Genomic DNA, 17,530 nt, shown 5'->3' with positions numbered 1-17,530 from the left:
CGCCGTTAGCGGATCCTTCCCCTACGGCTTCTGCACCTCACGAATCCGCCACTGACCCTCCTGCTGCACCAGTCTGACCCGCAGCGGCCACTGCTCCTGTGCGGTGCCGAGGGTCAGCAGCACCTCGCTCTCGTCACTGCCCGACCCCTGCCACTGGACGTGCTGTTGTTGGGGCCAGCTGTCGAGAAAGTCCTGCGCCTTGAGGAAGTAGTCTTCATCCAGCGGTTCGTCACCCTGCAGCTGTCTGGCCAGTGTGCTGGCGAGTTTGGCGGCGACACCGTGCTCGAGCTGACCCTGACGGTTATCGAGGGGGTCGCGGTTGTCTTTAAGCTCCTGCAGATACCAGTGGTAGAAGTGTTTGACCACCGCAGGCGGTGTGCTGGTGTCAGCCACGGCGGGGTTGAACAGCAGGGCGAGGCAGGCGAACAGGGCGGAGGCGAGGGCTTTCATCGTGCAATCCTGACAGGTCAGTAAAGGCGTTCCCCACACTATGTGGGCTGGCCGTCGCGGCAGAAAGCGCCCGAGTGTTACGAATTTAGCCAGATCACCCCTGCCAACTGGGATACACTCCTGACTCGCTGTAGCGCGCAGAAGGACGACTTATTCCATGCTCTCCATCTTCACTCCCGATACCCTCCACCATCTGATGCAGAGCTACGGCCTGTGGTTGCTGTTCAGCGTCATCATGCTGGAAAGCATGGGTCTGCCGATGCCCGGTGAGACGCTGCTGGTGACGGCGGCACTGTACGCCGCCACCGAACACGGTTTCTCCATCTATGCGGTGATCGGTGTGGCGGCGCTGGCGGCGGTGGTGGGCGACAACCTCGGTTATCTGATAGGGCGCAGCGTCGGCTGGCCGCTGCTGCATCGCTATGGCAGGTATGTGCATCTGACCGCAGCTCGGTTGCGGGTCGGCCAGTATCTGTTCCAGCAGCATGGCGGCAAGATCGTCTTTTTCGGCCGCTTTGTCGCTTTCCTGCGTGCCTTTGCGGCCTTGCTGGCGGGCGCTAACCGCATGCACTGGTCACACTTCCTGCTGATGAACGGCCTGGGCGGGGTGGTCTGGGCCACGCTGTTTGGCAGTGGCGCCTATTTGCTTGGCGATCAGATTCACCGCATCGCCGGACCGGTCGGGCTGGTACTGCTGCTGGTGGCTATCGTCGCCATCGTGGTGGGGCTGCGCTTCTTCCGTCATCACGAAAAGGAACTGGAGCGCCGTGCCGAAGCAGCGCTGGCGGCACAGGGGGAATAACTGTCATCGGCAGCGAGTAGGGCGGATTCTCGCGGTGACTGCGGGCTGACGTTGGTATGCTCCTGCTCTTTATGATCAATCGGGTGGTTTATCTCCATGCCCCACGACCTTAAACGCCTGTCGCGCCTGACCGCGCTGTTGACCCGGTTACAGACCCGTCGTGTGGTGACGGCGCCCGCGCTGGCGGCGCAGTTTGGCGTGAGTGTGCGCACGGTGTATCGGGATATGCGTGCGCTGGAGGCAGCAGGTATCCCGATTTATACCGAGGAAGGCAAGGGCTATTCACTGTTAGAGGGCTATCGGCTGGCGCCGGTAAGTTTTACCCCGGAGGAAGCCCATGCGCTGGTGACAGCGGAGCACCTGCTGTCCAGGCAGCAAGACACAGCGCTAACGCTGGCGCTGTCCTCCGCTGTCAGCAAAGTGCGGGCGGTGTTAGCGGATGAGGAGCGGGAAGGTGCTGCTTTGCTGGCTTCTCGCCTCGCGACCAGTCCGATGCAGCCTGTACCGGCTGCTGCCGATACGCTGATGCTGATTCAGCAGGCGTTGGTGAGTTATCAGCTAGTGCGCATCGACTATCAGGCGATGGGTAACGATGCAGTGACCACGCGCGAGGTGGAGCCGTTCGCGCTCTATTTCAGTCTGGAAGGGCAATGGTTGCTGATCGGTTTTTGCCGGTTACGGCAGGCATTCCGACTGTTTCGGTTAGGCCGGATGATAAGGCTGGAGACGCTGCCTGTTCACTTTGCTCCCCATACGCTGACGCTGGCCGAGTTTTTAGCCACCAGGCAGAAAAATTTCAGTCACCCCTGACACTCCCCTGTCGCGGCGCCTTTGTAGGCTGGTGCTTCTTATCCACAGATGCCCTGATGTCAGGAGTGCGCCATGTCTCAGCTTTGTTCCGGCTTCACGCCCAGTGTTTTACCTGCCTTGCTGTCCATCCGGCTGATTAGCGCTGACATTCAGCGGCTGGTGAGTTTCTATGCCCGTCTCACCGGCATTGAGCCAATCTGGTATACCGAGGATTTTGCCGAGCTGCGCTCAGCGGTCGCGACACTGGCGATCGGTAGTACACGCACGCGGGCGTTTTTTGCGGAGGGTCAGGGTATCGCCGGTGGGCAGAGCCATACGGCGATTATTGAGTTTATGGTCGATAGCGTGGATGCGCTGTTCGAGGCGCAGCGCGGCTGGCTTGAGACGTCTGTTGTACAGGCGCCGACCACCATGCCTTGGGGCAACCGCTCGTTGGTGCTGCGTGACCCGGATGGCCACTACGTGAATGTATTTACACCCGTATCGGCAGAGGCTGTTCACCGCTTTACCGATGTGTAAACGACGTCGCTGACGCTGGAATCAGGGCCTGATGGCTGCGGCTTCCCAGCCGGGGGGCGGTAAGAAAGCCACCGCAGCCCGTTCAGCGAAGTGTTCACTGAACGGGCTGCGGCGTTGCAGGTACTCAGAAAGCCCGTGATTATCAGGCAGAAGTAAGCACCCCCTTACCCATTATTTTCAGCGTTATGGCAAGCGTACCGGCTGTTTATCCCTGACGGACTGAATGGCGGCCAGCGCCAGTTGCAGGGCGGCGCGGGCATCGGCGCCGGTGGGGCCGCTGACGTTGCCGCTTCGCACCGTCTCGACAAAGGCCGCCAGCTGGGCGGTGTAGCCTGCTACAAAGTGATGGGTGTCCATGCGCCAGGTATCACTGGCGACGCCTTCGGCACCGAACAGGGTCATGCTGGAACGGCGCACATCTCCCATGGTGACCATGCCCTTATCACCGAACACTTCGCCGCGAATATCGTAGCCGTAGAGCGCACTGAAGCTGGCCTCGGCTACCGCCATGGCACCGTTATCAAAGCGAATGGTGACCATGGCCGTGTCCAGATGACCGGCATCGCGGAACTCGGGGCGAATCAGCGCATCGGCAATCGCATAGACTTCCACCGGTCTGGCACCGGCGTTGAGCCATAGCAGGGTGTCGAAGTCGTGAATCAGGGTTTCGTAGAAAATCGTCCACAGCGGCGTGCGGGCCGGATCGCCCTGATAGGGGCCGGGGTCACGAATCACCGAGCGCATCAGCTGCGGCGTGCCGATCTTGCCCTGCTCGATGGCCGCCTTGCCCTCATGGAAGGCCTGATCCCAGCGGCGGTTAAAGCCAACCTGCAGTGGCACACCGGCAGTCCTGGCCGCAGCGATGGCGCGGTCGGCCTCTTCCAGCGTCAGTGCCATGGGCTTCTCACAGAACACCGCCTTGCCCGCCAGGGCGGCTTTCTCCACCAGCCCGGCGTGGAAGCGGGCCGGTGCCGCAATAATCACCGCATCGATATCGGCATTCGCCAGCACCGCATCGATATCACTGGTTGCCAGTGGACAGTCGAGGCTGGCGGCGAGCTTTTCCGCGGCGGCGGCCATGGGGTCGGCGACGGCGGCGAGGGTGGCGTCAACCAGACGACGGGCGACGCTTTCGGCGTGAAAGGAACCAATGCGGCCGGCACCGATCAGGGCGATGTTGACAGGTTTGTTGCTAGACATGTTGAACTCCGAAATTACACCAGCAGAGAGTCGGGCAGGGTGAAGGCGGCACGGAAGCGCTCCAGCGCAGCGACGGCATCGCCGGAGGCCCAGCCTTCCAGACCGATATTGCCGCGGTAGCCCTGCAGATAGAGCGCCCGGGCAATGGCGGGATAGTTGATTTCACCGGTGCCGGGCTCACAGCGGCCGGGTACATCGGCTACCTGAATTTCGCCGATATGCGGCGCACTGCGGCGCAGCAGTTCGATCAGGTTGCCCTCGCCAATCTGGGCGTGATAGAGGTCGAGCATGATCTTCATGCCGGGGCGGTTGACCGCCGCCACCAGCTCCAGTACCTCCTGCGCTTTGGCAAAGGGCACACCGGGGTGATCGACTTCGGTGTTGAGGTTTTCCAGCACAAAGGTGACGTCGTGCTGTTCACCCAGATCGGCCAGCCGGTTGAGGGTATCGGCGGCTTTCAGCCACATGGCACCGGTGACCACGCTGGCAGGCTGCACCGGCAGGCCACGGTTATCCAGACCGGTGCCGTGCAGGTTGAGGCGGGGGATGCCCAGCTCCTTCGCTACCGGAATCGACAGCGCTGCCGTGCGCAGCAGCTCGTCGGCCCCGGCGTCATCAGCCAGCGTACCGGTGATGTAGCCGGTCATCGAGGAGAAGGTGGCACCGCTGGCAGCCAGTGCTTTGATGTCATGCTGGGTCCAGTCCCAGATTTCCACCTGAAAGCCCAGTTCATGGATACGCTTGACCCGCTCCAGCACCGGCAGGTCACGGAAGATCATTTCGGCACAGACGGCCAGGGTAAAAGGTTGTGTCACAGTTGGTGATTGGCTGCCCATGGTGGTCTCCAGCACTCAGGTCATCGTTACAAGTGGGGCATTGGCGGCAGGGGTTAGCTGCGCTGCCTGGGGTTGCCCGGTCAGGTGATTGTTCGGTTAGGGAGTGGTTCGGTTCGGGTACGTTTAAATGGTGCCGCCCAGTTCGCTGGCCAGATCCTGCAGCTCTTTACCGCCGGCCATCAGGTTCTGCAGCTCGTCGGTCGTGATCTCGCTCTTGCTGTAGGTGCCGAGAGTGCGGCCGCGGTTGAGCACGGTGAAGCTGTTACCGACGGCATAGGCGTGGCGCACGTTGTGGGTAATGAAGATCACCCCAAGGCCCTTGTCGCGGACCTGATTGATGTACTTCAGCACCATCGAGGTTTGGGCCACGCCAAGGGCCGAGGTGGGCTCATCGAGAATCAGCACCTTGGCGCCGAAATAGACCGCACGGGCAATGGCCACACACTGGCGTTCGCCGCCGGAAAGGGTGCCGACCGCCTGCTCCGGGTCACGAATATCGATGCCGATCTTCTGCATCTCATCGTGGGTGATGGCATTGGCTGCCGGCATGTCGAGGAATTTGAGGCCGAAGAAGTTTTTCAGCGGCTCCCGGCCCATAAAGAAGTTCCGTGTGATCGACATCAGCGGGATCATCGCCAGATCCTGATAGACCGTCGCAATACCGGCATCCAGCGCATCCCTCGGGCTGCTGAACTGCATCGCCTGACCGTCCACCAGCAGCTCGCCAGAGGTGGGGCTGTGGACCCCGGACAGGGTTTTGATCAGGGTCGATTTACCGGCGCCGTTGTCGCCCAGCAGGCACAGCACTTCACCGGCATGCACCTTCATCGAGATACCATTCAGGGCGATGACGTGGCCGAAATGCTTGATCAGGTTGCGGGCTTCCACCAGCGGGGTGTTGTGTTGGCTCATCTCAGCGCTCTCCCGTCACACGTTTGCGGATCACATTGTTGAATACCACCGCGAGCAGCAGCATTCCGCCGAGGAACACCAGATACCAGTCCTGGTCGATGTTGGTGTAGGTCAGACCGATCAGCACCATGCCGAAGATGATGGCGCCGAAGAAGGCACCGATGGCTGAACCGTAGCCGCCGGTGAGCAGGCAACCGCCGATCACTGCGGCAATGATGGCCTCAAACTCTTTCTGGAAGCCGCGACGGGCATCGGTGGAGCCGACATCCAGCACCGTCAGCACGGCCACCAGCGTGGCGCAGACCGCCATGGTGATGAACAGGATGGTTTTGACCCGGTCAACCGGCACCCCGGAGTTGCGTGCGGCGCGGGCATCACCGCCGGCGGCGAAGATCCAGTTACCAAACTGGGTGCGCAGCAGGACCCAGGTGGCGACAGCGGCAATGGCGATGAACCAGAGGATTTCTACCGGGACACCGGTGACGGTCGGCGTACCGTTGGGGAAGGTCGCGATCCAGCCGTGCTCGGCGGCCCATTTGAACAGCCCTTCAAAGGCATCTCCGGAGAACAGCGTCAGCAGCGGGCTGTCACCGGCCGCTTCACGAATGCCACGCAGCTGGGTCGCGCCACCGCTGGCCCATTTCAGCCCAACCAGCGTCAGACCGCGCAGGATAAAGAGGAATGCCAGGGTAACGATGAAGGACGGCAGACCGGTGCGCAGCACGATCTGGGCATTGACGGTGCCGAATGCCAGCGCGCAGCCGAAAGTCAGCAGCAGCGCCAGACTGAGGGGCAGATGCAGGACGGTCAGGGCGGTACCGAAAATCAGCCCGGCAAAGGCGATCATCGAACCGAGGGACAGATCGAACTCGCCACCAATCATCAGCAGCGAGGCACCGATGGCGAGAATACCCAGCTGGGCCGCAGGTGCCATAAAGTTCATGAAGCCGGCCAGGGTAAACATGGTCGGGTTGGCAAATATCAGGAAGAACAGGATCACCAGCAGCAGCCCGGCCATGGCGCCGAGTTCAGGACGGCGCACCAGCGCTGTCAGCAGTGACACTTTCTTCAGTCGTTCATCCGCTGACGCACTGCTGGCGGTGGCGGTTTTGCTGGAAAGAGACATGGGTTGCATTCCTCTACTCTCCGTCGTGGTGCGGGGGAGTAACCGCCCCCTGTGCTGTTTGCACTCGGGTGCAAATTCAGCATCAGGCGACGGCGATGGGGTTCAGCTCAACAGATTTACGCGGAGCGTGGTTAGCGGATGCCCTTAGCCGACAGCTCAATCACCTGTGCCGCATTGGCTTTGGTTACCAGACTGGGGCCGGAGGGCACATTACCGGCGGGCAGGGTGCCGTAACGGGCATTCAGCGCCAGAAAGCTGACCGGCAGATAACCCTGCAGGAAGGGCTGCTGATCCACGGCAAACTCAGCCTTGCCAGCAACGATGTCCTTGAGGAAGTTGGCTGACAGATCGAAGCTGGCCACCCTGACCTTGCCATTCAGACCCAGTGCCTGCACCGCTGCCACGGCAGGCTCACCTACCAGCGGTGCGCTCAGGCCGACGACGGCATCAATACTGGGGTCGGCGCTCAGGGTAGCGCGGATCTTGGCTTCCACTTCGGCCGGGTCAGTGGTGGTGGGCAGCACTTTCACCGCACTGCCAAAGCCTGCACTGACGCCTTCACAGCGTTGATCCAGCGCGACGTTACCGACCTCCTGGTTGACGCAAATCGCGTTCCTGGCACCCTGCTGTTTCAGTGCTTCGCCCACGGCACGGCCGGCAGTCAGCTCTTCCTGACCCACATGCAGTTTGATACCCAGTGAGGCGGCCGCGTTCAGGCCGGAGTTGATGGAAATGACCGGAATACCGGCGGCAATGGCTTTCCTGATCGCCGGGCCAAGAGCTTCGGGATCCGGGTCAGACACCACCAGACCGGCCGGATGCTGGTTAACGGCGGCTTCGATCAGCTGGCCCATGGCCACCATGTCGAAGGTTTCCGGGGCGCGGTAATCGACCTTGACCTGATAGTCCTTGCCAGCCTGAGTCACACCGTTCTTGACGATCGACCAGAAGGGGTCGGAGGCCTGACCATGGGTCACGACAATGATGGTCGGTTCGCTGGCCGCCTGAGCGCTCATCGGGCTGAGTAGTGCCGCGCTGAGACAGGCGGTCGCCAGAGCGAGGGTTTGGAAAACACCTTTCATATTGCTTCTCCTTCGGTGAGGCTCGGTGGCCTCGGTTTGTTTTTATTATTTGGTTGCACAGGCCTGAATGGCGGGCTTTCCAGCGGAGTGTGAAAGCGCTGCTCGTCCTTTCCTGCCTGCTCAGATCGTGAACACGCTCTGAGTGCACCCGGGTGCAAAGCGAGATTGATATTGCACCCGGGTGCAATATGTTGTCAACAGGATACGGAGAGAGAAATGTTGCGACCCACCGGGCTGCCTGTTACCGCCTGCAACCTGAGCGACGACGCGGCTGGAAAGGCAGGGGAAGACGATCACCGGGGGCGGCGTTCAGGCAAAAAAATGCCCGGCCTGAGGTGGCCGGGCAAGAGTGACAGACTGCAAACCCATGCCTGATACGGGTACTACCCTGGACTGGTAAGCATCAGGCGGGAATGGCAACAGGCTGCTCGTGCATGCCGCCAACCGGGTAAATCAGGTTTGCACCCGGGTGCAAGAGCGATCCTTAAAAAAGGTGCCTTTGCACCCGATTGCAACTAAACTTAGCTGCCAAATCGGACAACGTCAACAGTGGCGAACCATGACCAGTAAAATGCCCCGGGAAGTTCAGCGCAAAGTGACTGCCAGTGATGTGGCGGCGCGTGCTGGCGTCTCCAAATGGACGGTGTCCCGCGCCTTTGTGGAGGGGGCATCGATCTCACCGGACAGCCTGCAGCGAGTAAAGCAGGCGGCGGAGGAACTCGGTTACCGGCCCAATCTGCTGGCCCGCAGCCTGTCGAAGAAGCGCACCAACATCGTCGGGGTGGTGATGGATGAGTTCACCAACCCCAACGTGCTGGAGGTGCTGGATGAGGTATCACGGCAGCTGCAGCGCAAGGGCTACAGCACCATGCTGCTGAATATCAACGCGCAGCTCAATTACAAGCCGGCGTTGTTGCTGGCTGACCAGTTTCAGGTCGATGGCGTCATTTTCCTCGGTACATCGCTACCGGATGAGCTGTTGCACCTGATTCAGGATATTCGCCATATCCCCCTGATCGTGCTCTATCGCAACAGTACCCTGCCCGGTATTCAGGTGGTCAACACCGATGACTTTGACGGCGGCGAGCAGCTGGCCGGGGTGCTGCTGCAACAGGGTTATCAGCGCATGGGGTACATGGCCGGGCCTCCCAGCGGCTCGACTCAGCTGGAACGTATCAACGGCTTCTCCCATCGTCTGGCACAGGCGGGGTTGCAGGTGGAGCAGGTGCTGGAAGCCGGTTCCTATCTGCGCCAGCGCGGCTATGAAACCATGACCGCATACCTGCAGGTGACCGATGAAGGGCAGTGGCTGGATGCGCTGTTCTGCGAAAACGACAACCTCGCGCTGGGCGCACTGGATGCCCTGCGGGCCGCCGGCTGTGAAGGGCGCATTGCGGTGGTCGGCTTCGACGGCACGGAGCTGGGCAGCTCGCCCAGTTACAACCTCACCACCTATCGCCAGCCGTTTGAACAGCTGACCGCCGAAGCCATTCGCCAGCTGGAACAGGCCGAACCTCAGGCGGGCCGTTTTCTGGCCAAAGGTGAGCTGGTGATCCGTAGCTCCCACCTGAAACGCTAGGGACATTATTTGCTGTTGATCAGAGTCTGCTGTTGATCAGGGGCAGGCCGAGGTGGTGTCGATATGCAGAGAACGTATGCGTGCTCTGCATACGTGGTGTGAAAAGTGCCGCCCACCCGCTGTTGGCCGGGTGAGCAGCGTAAACCATCAGTCGGCCAGAGTGCGCTTATAGATACGCCCGGCTTTCATGATCAGTGACAGCTCGCTGTCGGGCCGGGTCAGTACCCCGATGTCGTCCAGCGGGTTGTGCTCCAGTACCAGCAGATCAGCGCGGCCCTGTTCGATGATTTCGCCAAAGTCACCGCTGTAGCCAAAGGCGTCAGCGGCATGGCAGGTGGCAGCGCGGATCAGTTCGGCAGCGGGCACCACATCGGCGCGCAGGTTGAACTCCTGCAGCTGATGGCGTTCCATCTGACCCAGCAGGTCAGAGCCGTACAGCATCTTCACGCCATGACGCTGCGCCATTTCCAGTGCCCGGCCACCGGCTTCCAGCACGTCGTACACCTTCATCTGCAGCTCCTTTGGCAGCCCGGCTTCCACGCCCTCTTTGGCCAGTGCGTCATACACCACCAGAGTCGGGGTCAGGTAGGCATTGTGCTGCACAAACAGCCGGCAGCTTTCCTCATCCAGCAGGTTGCCATGCTCGATGGTTTTGACGCCACGGGGTAGCAGGCGGTTGATGGCGCGTGCGGTATAGGCGTGGGCCATGGTGTGGATATTGGCAGCTGTCGCTTCTTCGACGATGGCGTCGATTTCTTCCAGCGAGAACTGGGTGCTGTCGATACGGTCGGTCGGCGAAGAGACACCGCCGGAGGCCATGATCTTGATCTGAGTCGCGCCTTTGCGGATTTCATCACGGCAGGCGCGACGGACTTCCGCCACGCCGTCACAGACCCGGCCCAGACCGGCACAGCAGAAGCAGCCTTCAAAGGTTTGCTGCCCCGGGCCGCGCATATCGGCATGACCACCGGTCTGTGACAGCGCCTTGCCGCAGTACAGAATACGCGGGCCGAGCAGCGAGTCTTCAGCCACCGCCTGAGCCAGTCCGTAGTCGGCGCCACCGGCGTCGCGCACGGTGGTGAAGCCGCGCATCAGCATATTGTTGAGCATCGGCCCGGTCTTGGCGGTCACGTAGAACGGCGACATGTTGCCCAGCAGGGCGAAGTTGGCGGTGATGGCGGTGACATGGACATGGGAGTCACACAGACCGGGCATCAGATAACGGCCCTTCACATCGATGACTTCTGCGCCTTCGCTGGTGATGGCGGTGCTGGCGACCTGTGCAATGCGGCCATCACGGATCAGCACCTGCTGATCGGCCAGCACTTCGCCACGGCGGGTATCGATGACGTTGGCGTTGATGAAAAGAATATCGTGCATGGTGTACCTCGTTGACCTGTAAGCGCTGTCAGTGCATGCGTGAAGGCAGATAGAGCGACAGTGCCGGGATAAAAATGATCAGCAGCAGGGCGATGATATCCATCAGGATGAACCAGCTGACGCCACGGAAGACTTCCGGCAGGGACACCGCGTTACCGAGTGCGCCCTTGATCACATAAACATTGAGCCCGATGGGCGGGGTGACCAGACCGACTTCCAGCAGCTTGACCACGATGATGCCGAACCACACCAGATTGAGGTCTGCGCCCTGTACCAGCGGCAGGATCAGCGGCAGGGTCAGCAGCATCAGGCCGATGGAGTCGATGAACATGCCCAGCACCAGATAGATCAGTGACACCGCCACCAGAATCCACCAGGTGTCAGTGCTGACGCTGAGAATCAGGTTGGAGAACGCGGTGGGCACGCCACTCAGGGCCAGAAAGCGGGTGAAGAACAGCGAGCCGATGAGGATGATAAAGATGCTGGCGGTGCTGACCGCGGTATTGATCAGCGCATCCTTGATGGCGGCAGTGGTCAGCGCGCGACGGGCGATGGCGATCAGGGCGGCGATACAGGTGCCGACCGCACCGGCTTCGGTGGGGGAGAAAATGCCGGTAAAGATGCCGCCCAGTACGGCGCCGATCAGCAGGGGCAGTGGCCAGATTTCTTTCAGCGCATCGAGTTTTTCCTGTGTTGTGGCGCGGCTCTGATCGTTACCCGCCAGTGCGGGGTTACGCTTGACCCGGACCATGATCATCAGGATGTAGAGCAGGGCCGACATGATGCCGGGCAGGAACCCGGCCATGAACAGCTGGCCGACCGAGACCTTAGCATACACCCCGTACAACACCAGCAGCACACTGGGGGGAATCAGCGAGCCCAGGGTGCCGGAAGCGGCAATGGTGCCGGTCGCCAGACCACGGTTGTAGTTGTGCTTGAGCATTTCCGGTACGGCAATACGGGCCATCACGCTGGACACGGCCAGCCCGCCGGGCAGCCTGGCCAGAAACAGGCGCATGGCGGTGAACAGCCCCTGCGTCATGTTGGTACTGGTGCAGAGATAACCCATCAGCAGGAACATCGGCGCTGTTCACGCAGGGTAAACCGCAGTGATTCGTGCAGCCGGAAAGAACGTCTGGCTGGCAGCATGTCCCCTGTTTGTGAAAATTGACAGGCCAGTGATGGCCTGACTATTCTTCACGCCGTGTTGGCGATCCAACACCGGGATTGGCGTCCCGTCCAGAGCAACCCGAAGGTCACTACCTTCGAGGTTCGTGCCCGCATGTCTGTAAAAAGACCGTTATGGTGGGCCGAGCAGGGGCATCTTCGGATGCGCCGGGGTTTGCTCTGCCGGTAACGCCAACCTTGTTCGGTTCACCCCCAGTTGATTGGCGTCAAAGGGGTGAAGCCTTAATCGTTAAAGGAGCATCCCATGACTAATCCGTCTTATCCGCTTGCTGAAACCCCTCACCCCACTGACAAGCTGCATCAGTACCTTGATGCACTGGAGACTGCCATTCACGGCATACATCTGGGGCTGCAGGATGGTTCCGTCAATCAGCAGGGCAGTTACCACTTGCTGATGTTTCTTTGTCACGAGTTGCGAAGCAACGTCAGACAGATTTCTGTACTGATCCCCAACTGAGTTGATGGTGCCTCTTGATGAAAGGGGCACCGTTCACCATTGTTTTAAAAGGACGAGTATTGATCAGAGCTGGCGGCATGGGGGCTCGAATACAAGGAATAACTGGCTGTCCGGCAGGGAATAGTGCTGAGTCAAACAGAATAAAAATAGCCACTGAAATTGGGAGGCAAGGATGAAAAGTACAAATAAAAAACGGATATCTGCCCGGCTTTTACAAACGATTAAATCTACTCGGACTTTCCAGAAAAGTTTGGCTGAATGTGACCGGCCAGTACGTCGATATGTTCAGCAGCAACAACCCGATATGGATGAGCATGAAGGAGATAATCAGGAATATGGGTATCTGGCTTTGGGACGCAGGTGGGGGGAAAGCATCATTATTTGTGATCAGCATGAAAACAGAATCACACTGACCCCAACCAGAAGTCAGAATGGCCAGGTCAGTCTGTTAGTTGATGCGCCAGAAAGTATCACGATACGAAAAAAAGAATATGCAAATAAACGAAAGGGAAGGCAGAAATAGAAGCTATTTCCTATTCCGTAGGAAAGTCTGAATTCACTGGTAAAAATGATAGCCATTTTGAAGAGTCGAAATGGCTATCAGGGGCGCGGTTATTGCAATGATACAACCAACCCCTGTGGAATCAGTGGATGATGTATCTCCTGCTTCAGCCCGTAAAAAATGGCCAGATTGGTCAGGGCCAGTGCATGCAGGCAAACAAACTCTTCTTCGGTATCGTGAATTTCGCCTTTAGCGGCTTTGGTATAGAACTGCAACTGCGCCTCCAGCCCTTTGTTAAAGGCTGGCTGATCGTGCAGCACGACCCCCAGTAAAGCCAGACTCAGCGTATGGTAGTTGACCTTGTAGTTCTGCCCTTTACTGGGCTTCTTCAAAAACTCGTCCAGCGATATCTGTAGCAGCATCTGAGCACGGTCTTTGTCCCCATCAAGGAAAGCTTGCAGAGCAAAGATATAGCGGTGAATAGGGGCTGGCATCTTATGGTTATCGGCTGGAACCCGGTATAACCCAGCCGCCTGTTTGGCCAGAGCCAGATCACCCGCCGCCAACGCAAACTCAGTGGCTTTGATGGCATTAGACTCCTGAATGCCGTCCGTTACAGAGGCTCCTCCGTATTCTGGATCCTGTTCGTTATAGGCCATATGAAATGGTCGTTGACCAAACTGGTTGGCCTGAATAAAGGTAGCCTTGGCCTTGCCCCAGTCGCCTTGCAGGGTGTAGCACAGCGCCAGAGACTCATAGTCCATGGCTGAACCACGGTAGCGGGTGTCTTTGGTGATGTTATTTTTCACATCAAAATCAGAATTCATTAACGTTTGACGCCGCTCGATCCCTTCCAAGGTAATCTTCAGCCATTCATTTATTCTTTCTGTTGTAGGTTTTTTACTCATTTAAACAAGCCTCCAATAATATCCTTGGCCTCATTGAAGCCCTGTATTACAAAGTCTTCCAGTGTGTCGGTGATGTTGCCACGATGATCCCGCTCGTAGACGGTGGTTTGGCCGGTCTCGGTATCAGTGTGATAGGAGATATGCCGTTTTTTACCATCCAAATTGGCAATCTCTCTCCAGAGATCAATTTCATCACTGCTATACGGCCCACCCTGACGATTGGAGGGCTGATTTATTTTGGGACTCTTTCTGCTGACCTGCCTGCCCCGCCTTGCGTTCTTTTCAGCGGATCCTTGTTTGTCACCTTCGTTATTCGACGCTACTGCCGTGCTTTTACCCGCAGTCCCCTTGGCTTCTTCCTCGACCAGATTGCCATTCGCGTCGCGGCTCATACCATCAGGCCCATGGTAACGGTCTACGTAGCGCGGATCGGGCTTGAGCCCCAGCAGGCGGCGGCCTTGCTCCATGCCCAGCTTGCCCAGTGCTTCAGACAGGCTGCGGCTGTTGGTCATGGCGTTGTCGATGTCTTTTAGCAGCGCCTCGGCGGTCTCTTTGCCGTACTTTCTGGCCAGATCGTCCGCAATGCCACTGCTGCCGCGACGGATTCCCAGCAGGGAGGCCATGGCTCCTGCTGCCATGCCTTCGGTCGTGCTCAGGGCATGTTGTTGCATCTCCTGCAATAACGTTTGATAACGCTCAGCGCCCAGCGCTTCCATCGGGTCGTCATACTGCAAAACGTCCATGCTGTTGATGTAGTCAGCAAGGCTGTCGGGCAGGTTGGCATCGACCATCTGCCGGATACCCGCTTTGTAGAAGCCGTCCTGCTGTTGGTCAAGCTGGTCTGGGGTAAAGGAGGGGGAGGCGGCAGCAAAGGTGCTGGGCGCCAGTGCGGTGCCACTGGGGATCATCACGCGCCCTGTCCCATCGGGGCCGACATAGGTGACATTTTTGCTGGCAGCATGGAGTGCATTGCGTGAAATGGCCGCGTAGCCCCGGCCAACCTTGGGGTAAGGCAGGTTGATCTGATACACCCGCAGGTCATGCAAGGCCTCTAAGGCATTGGCATAGGTGTGTGCAGAGGACAGATTCCACCGGGCGAAGTCCAGTATGTAGTGGCCTGCATTCCGACTGACGTAACCACTTCGCCCTTCAGGCATTGCCCAAAAGCAGGCGGCGGAGTTCATGTTCATCAGGGCGAATTCAAGGTCTCGGCTACTGACTTGCCCCGTGATGTGAAAGGGAGCGGATAGCGGTGTGGTCACAAAATAAGTCGTGGCATCACCGCCAAACTGAAGACCTTTGCACCGGAAGCACCAGTCTGGCAGGGGTGGCAAGTTGGCCATATCGCGCATCCTTATGCGATTAAGAGAAGGCCGGGAGTATAGCGAGGCGATCAGTTAATGATCAACACGGGGGGCGTGTTCAGAAATGGCCCCTGACAGTGGTCAGAGAGTAGCGTGGATCACTGTTGATCCCATCGCCATGTTCAGCTCCTCCAGCGCAAAGAAAGTACCTTCGTTCTTTTATCCAGTCTCTCGTGCAGTTCTGGCATCTGCTGCGGAAGCCGCTGTCCTGTGTTATTCCTGCCTATACTCCCTGCATACCTGTTGCCGTTGTCTGAGGAGATGCCATGTTCAATGCTCTGGCAGGATTACCGCGCACCGTCTGGCTGATTGGCCTGATCAGCCTGGTCAACGACAGTGCCAGTGAAATGCTGTATCCGCTGATGCCGCTGTATCTGGCCACTGTGCTGATGTCCGGCCCCCGGGTGCTGGGGCTGATCGAAGGTATCGCCGAGGCCACGGCCAGCCTGCTTAAACTGTTCTCCGGAGTGATCGTCGACCGTACCCGGCGCAGCAAGATCTGGATCGTGCTGGGTTACGGCCCGGCCAGTCTCGGCCGGCCCCTGATTGCCTTTGTCAGCAGCTGGCCGTGGCTGCTGCTGATCCGCTTCACCGACCGGGTGGGCAAGGGGCTGCGCACGTCTCCTCGTGATGCCCTGCTGGCCGCCAGTGTCAGTGCCGATCAGCACGGGCTGGTGTATGGCCTGCATCGCGCCATGGATAACGCAGGTTCAGTGATCGGGCCGCTGATTGCGGCGCTGCTGCTGGGCATGCAGATGCCGCTGCAGGAGATTTTTCTGTGGTCGGCCCTGCCTTCACTGCTGTGTCTGCTACTGGCACTGATGATCCGTGAGCCTGAGCCTGTGAAAGCACCCAGCCGCGAACAGCGCTTTGACTGGCGGCTGGCGGACATGCCACCGGTCTTTCGCCGCTATCTGCTGGTGATGGCCCTGTTTACCCTGGGCAATTCATCCAACATGTTTCTGCTGCTGCGGGCCGGAGAAATGGGGGTAGAGCCAGCCGAGATTCCGCTGCTGTGGGCGGCGGTATCACTGGTGGCGACGCTGCTGTCGACGCCGCTGTCGGCGCTGTCTGACCGGGTTGGGCGGGTGAGGATGCTGATGGCGGGCTATCTGGCCTATGCGCTGTTCTATCTGGGGATGGGCATGATCAGTCATGACGGTGTGGTGATGTTTGCCCTGTTTGGCTTTTACGGGGTGTTTGTCGCCGCAACCGAAGGGGTGGAAAAGGCACTGGTGGCCGACATTGCTCCCGCGGGGCGCCGGGGTACGGCGTTTGGCTGGTTTAACCTGACTGCCGGTGCCTTGCTGTTGCCTGCCTCCGTTGTGTTCGGCTGGCTGTATGAAGGTATCTCGCCGGTGGTGGCCTTTTGCTGGTCAGGCAGCTGTGCCCTGCTGGCCACGCTGCTACTGGGGTTATGGGTGGGGCCGGCGAAGGTCAACGCCCTGCGTCAGCAGCTGCTTGCCGCTGAGCGACAACTGCCGCCTGCAGGTGACCGTAACCTGTCATAACCCGGTGAGACTCTGAGCTGATCACGCGGGCGAAGGAGCAGCCGATGCCACATTTCGTCAAACACCGCCGTCGCGGCAGCAAGGCGCTGATCTGTGAGGCGCAGGGGCTGGCGCTGCTGCGTGACACCCTGCAGGCCTCCGGCAATGGGCTGCTGCAGATACCGGAAGTCTACGCCGTCAGCGAAGTACGGATGGAGCTGCAGCTGATCGAGCAGGCGCCGCCGCAGGGAGCCCTGATGGCGCAGCTGGGACAGGGGCTGGCCCGTCTGCATCAGCTGCCGATGCCGCGTTATGGTCTGGGTTATGACAATTACATCGGCCTCGCGCCGCAGGCCAATGGCTGGTATCAGGACTGGGGGCGGTTCTTTGTCGAGCGGCGCCTGCAGCGACAGATCGCGCGGATCGAAGATCAGGCCATCCGGCGCCGTTTTGACGGTGAGCTGCAGCATTATCAGCAGCGTCTGACCGACTTCCTCAATCAGCACTGTCAGCAGCCCAGTCTGGTCCACGGTGATTTGTGGTCAGGCAATGTGCTGTTCGGCGACGGGCAGGTATGGCTGATTGATCCGGCGGTGCACTACGCCGACCGGGAGGTCGATCTGGCCATGACAGAGCTGTTCGGTGGCTTCGCTGCCGGGTTCTATCAGGCCTACGATGCGGTGTTCCCCCGTTCAGCGGTCTATGACCTCAAGCGGCCGCTGTACAACCTTTACCACTACCTCAATCACTTCAATCTGTTTGGCCCGTCTTATCTGGCGGGCTGTGAGCAGGGGCTGGACGCACTGGCACGCTTATAGATGACGGGCCGCCGCGCGGGGGCAGGCTGTTACGCACAGTCAGCGGCCAAAAAGCGCTATCAGTGCATCGCCCGCACGATCCGCGAGTGGTTAAAACGCACAGGCGG

At 59.5% G+C, this 17,530-nt stretch carries 19 protein-coding genes; 9 read left to right on the top strand and 10 right to left on the bottom strand.

Going from position 1 to position 17,530, the window contains the following annotated elements:
- Positions 1–21: 21 nt before the first annotated feature.
- The gene (locus QCD60_RS10860) at positions 22–450 is read right to left on the bottom strand and encodes a DUF3828 domain-containing protein (RefSeq protein ID WP_279785117.1); all 429 of its coding nucleotides are present in this window, start codon (positions 448–450) and stop codon (positions 22–24) included.
- A 157-nt stretch (positions 451–607) separates the two neighbouring features.
- Between QCD60_RS10860 and QCD60_RS10855 the strand changes: the two genes are divergently transcribed.
- The 3 genes from QCD60_RS10855 (at position 608) to QCD60_RS10845 (ending at position 2,581) form a co-directional block, all read left to right on the top strand.
- Positions 608–1,252, top strand: a complete 645-nt coding sequence (locus QCD60_RS10855; protein WP_279785115.1) for a DedA family protein — start codon at positions 608–610, stop codon at positions 1,250–1,252.
- A 96-nt stretch (positions 1,253–1,348) separates the two neighbouring features.
- Positions 1,349–2,062, top strand: coding sequence for a YafY family protein (locus tag QCD60_RS10850; RefSeq protein ID WP_279785113.1), 714 nt, complete (start codon positions 1,349–1,351; stop codon positions 2,060–2,062).
- A 72-nt stretch (positions 2,063–2,134) separates the two neighbouring features.
- Entirely contained in the window at positions 2,135–2,581 is a 447-nt protein-coding gene (locus QCD60_RS10845; protein WP_279785112.1) for a VOC family protein, read from the top strand.
- A 183-nt stretch (positions 2,582–2,764) separates the two neighbouring features.
- Here the strand turns inward: QCD60_RS10845 and QCD60_RS10840 are convergent, their stop codons facing one another.
- The 5 genes from QCD60_RS10840 to QCD60_RS10820 form a co-directional block, all read right to left on the bottom strand.
- Positions 2,765–3,781 carry a Gfo/Idh/MocA family oxidoreductase gene (locus tag QCD60_RS10840; RefSeq protein WP_279785110.1) on the bottom strand — a complete coding sequence of 339 codons (1,017 nt, stop codon included), beginning with the start codon at positions 3,779–3,781 and terminating at the stop codon, positions 2,765–2,767.
- Between the two features lie 14 nt (positions 3,782–3,795).
- Positions 3,796–4,617: a TIM barrel protein gene (locus QCD60_RS10835; RefSeq protein ID WP_279785108.1), complete on the bottom strand. Its 822-nt coding sequence runs from the start codon at positions 4,615–4,617 to the stop codon at positions 3,796–3,798.
- A gap of 123 nt (positions 4,618–4,740) precedes the next feature.
- Positions 4,741–5,529, bottom strand: coding sequence for an ATP-binding cassette domain-containing protein (locus tag QCD60_RS10830; protein WP_279785106.1), 789 nt, complete (start codon positions 5,527–5,529; stop codon positions 4,741–4,743).
- 1 nt (position 5,530) lies between these two features.
- Positions 5,531–6,655, bottom strand: coding sequence for an ABC transporter permease (locus tag QCD60_RS10825; RefSeq protein ID WP_279785104.1), 1,125 nt, complete (start codon positions 6,653–6,655; stop codon positions 5,531–5,533).
- A 131-nt stretch (positions 6,656–6,786) separates the two neighbouring features.
- Positions 6,787–7,737, bottom strand: a complete 951-nt coding sequence (locus QCD60_RS10820) for a sugar ABC transporter substrate-binding protein (RefSeq protein ID WP_279785102.1) — start codon at positions 7,735–7,737, stop codon at positions 6,787–6,789.
- 216 nt (positions 7,738–7,953) lie between these two features.
- On the opposite strand from QCD60_RS10820, the gene QCD60_RS10815 reads away from it, so the two are divergent.
- Positions 7,954–8,112 (top strand): hypothetical protein, encoded by a 159-nt coding sequence (locus QCD60_RS10815; RefSeq protein WP_279785099.1) that lies wholly within the window; start codon positions 7,954–7,956, stop codon positions 8,110–8,112.
- A gap of 184 nt (positions 8,113–8,296) precedes the next feature.
- On the top strand, positions 8,297–9,316 hold the full coding sequence (locus QCD60_RS10810; protein WP_279785097.1) for a LacI family DNA-binding transcriptional regulator: 1,020 nt from the start codon (positions 8,297–8,299) through the stop codon (positions 9,314–9,316).
- 147 nt (positions 9,317–9,463) lie between these two features.
- Here the strand turns inward: QCD60_RS10810 and QCD60_RS10805 are convergent, their stop codons facing one another.
- Positions 9,464–10,696, bottom strand: a complete 1,233-nt coding sequence (locus tag QCD60_RS10805) for an amidohydrolase family protein (RefSeq protein ID WP_279785095.1) — start codon at positions 10,694–10,696, stop codon at positions 9,464–9,466.
- Between the two features lie 28 nt (positions 10,697–10,724).
- Positions 10,725–11,777: a TRAP transporter large permease subunit gene (locus tag QCD60_RS10800; RefSeq protein ID WP_279785093.1), complete on the bottom strand. Its 1,053-nt coding sequence runs from the start codon at positions 11,775–11,777 to the stop codon at positions 10,725–10,727.
- A 351-nt stretch (positions 11,778–12,128) separates the two neighbouring features.
- Here QCD60_RS10800 and QCD60_RS10795 point away from each other — a divergent pair, with 351 nt between their 5' ends.
- Positions 12,129–12,341: a hypothetical protein gene (locus QCD60_RS10795; protein ID WP_279785091.1), complete on the top strand. Its 213-nt coding sequence runs from the start codon at positions 12,129–12,131 to the stop codon at positions 12,339–12,341.
- Positions 12,342–12,513: 172 nt separating this feature from the next.
- On the top strand, positions 12,514–12,864 hold the full coding sequence (locus tag QCD60_RS10790; protein WP_279785089.1) for a carbon storage regulator: 351 nt from the start codon (positions 12,514–12,516) through the stop codon (positions 12,862–12,864).
- An 89-nt stretch (positions 12,865–12,953) separates the two neighbouring features.
- On the opposite strand, the gene QCD60_RS10785 is transcribed toward QCD60_RS10790, so the two are convergent.
- Both QCD60_RS10785 and QCD60_RS10780 read right to left on the bottom strand, forming a co-directional pair.
- Positions 12,954–13,670, bottom strand: coding sequence for a hypothetical protein (locus QCD60_RS10785; protein WP_279785087.1), 717 nt, complete (start codon positions 13,668–13,670; stop codon positions 12,954–12,956).
- A 77-nt stretch (positions 13,671–13,747) separates the two neighbouring features.
- Entirely contained in the window at positions 13,748–15,094 is a 1,347-nt protein-coding gene (locus QCD60_RS10780; RefSeq protein WP_279785085.1) for a hypothetical protein, read from the bottom strand.
- Between the two features lie 287 nt (positions 15,095–15,381).
- On the opposite strand from QCD60_RS10780, the gene QCD60_RS10775 reads away from it, so the two are divergent.
- Together QCD60_RS10775 and QCD60_RS10770 are read left to right on the top strand one after the other, a co-directional pair.
- Positions 15,382–16,626, top strand: a complete 1,245-nt coding sequence (locus tag QCD60_RS10775; protein WP_279785083.1) for an MFS transporter — start codon at positions 15,382–15,384, stop codon at positions 16,624–16,626.
- A gap of 44 nt (positions 16,627–16,670) precedes the next feature.
- Positions 16,671–17,423, top strand: coding sequence for a fructosamine kinase family protein (locus QCD60_RS10770; protein ID WP_279785081.1), 753 nt, complete (start codon positions 16,671–16,673; stop codon positions 17,421–17,423).
- Positions 17,424–17,530 lie beyond the last annotated feature (107 nt).

Source organism: Pokkaliibacter sp. MBI-7 (assembly GCF_029846635.1).
Taxonomy (GTDB): Bacteria; Pseudomonadota; Gammaproteobacteria; order Pseudomonadales; family Balneatricaceae; genus Pokkaliibacter.
The sequence above is the reverse complement of the archived record's forward strand: the minus strand, read 5'-3'. Positions and strand labels throughout refer to the sequence as shown.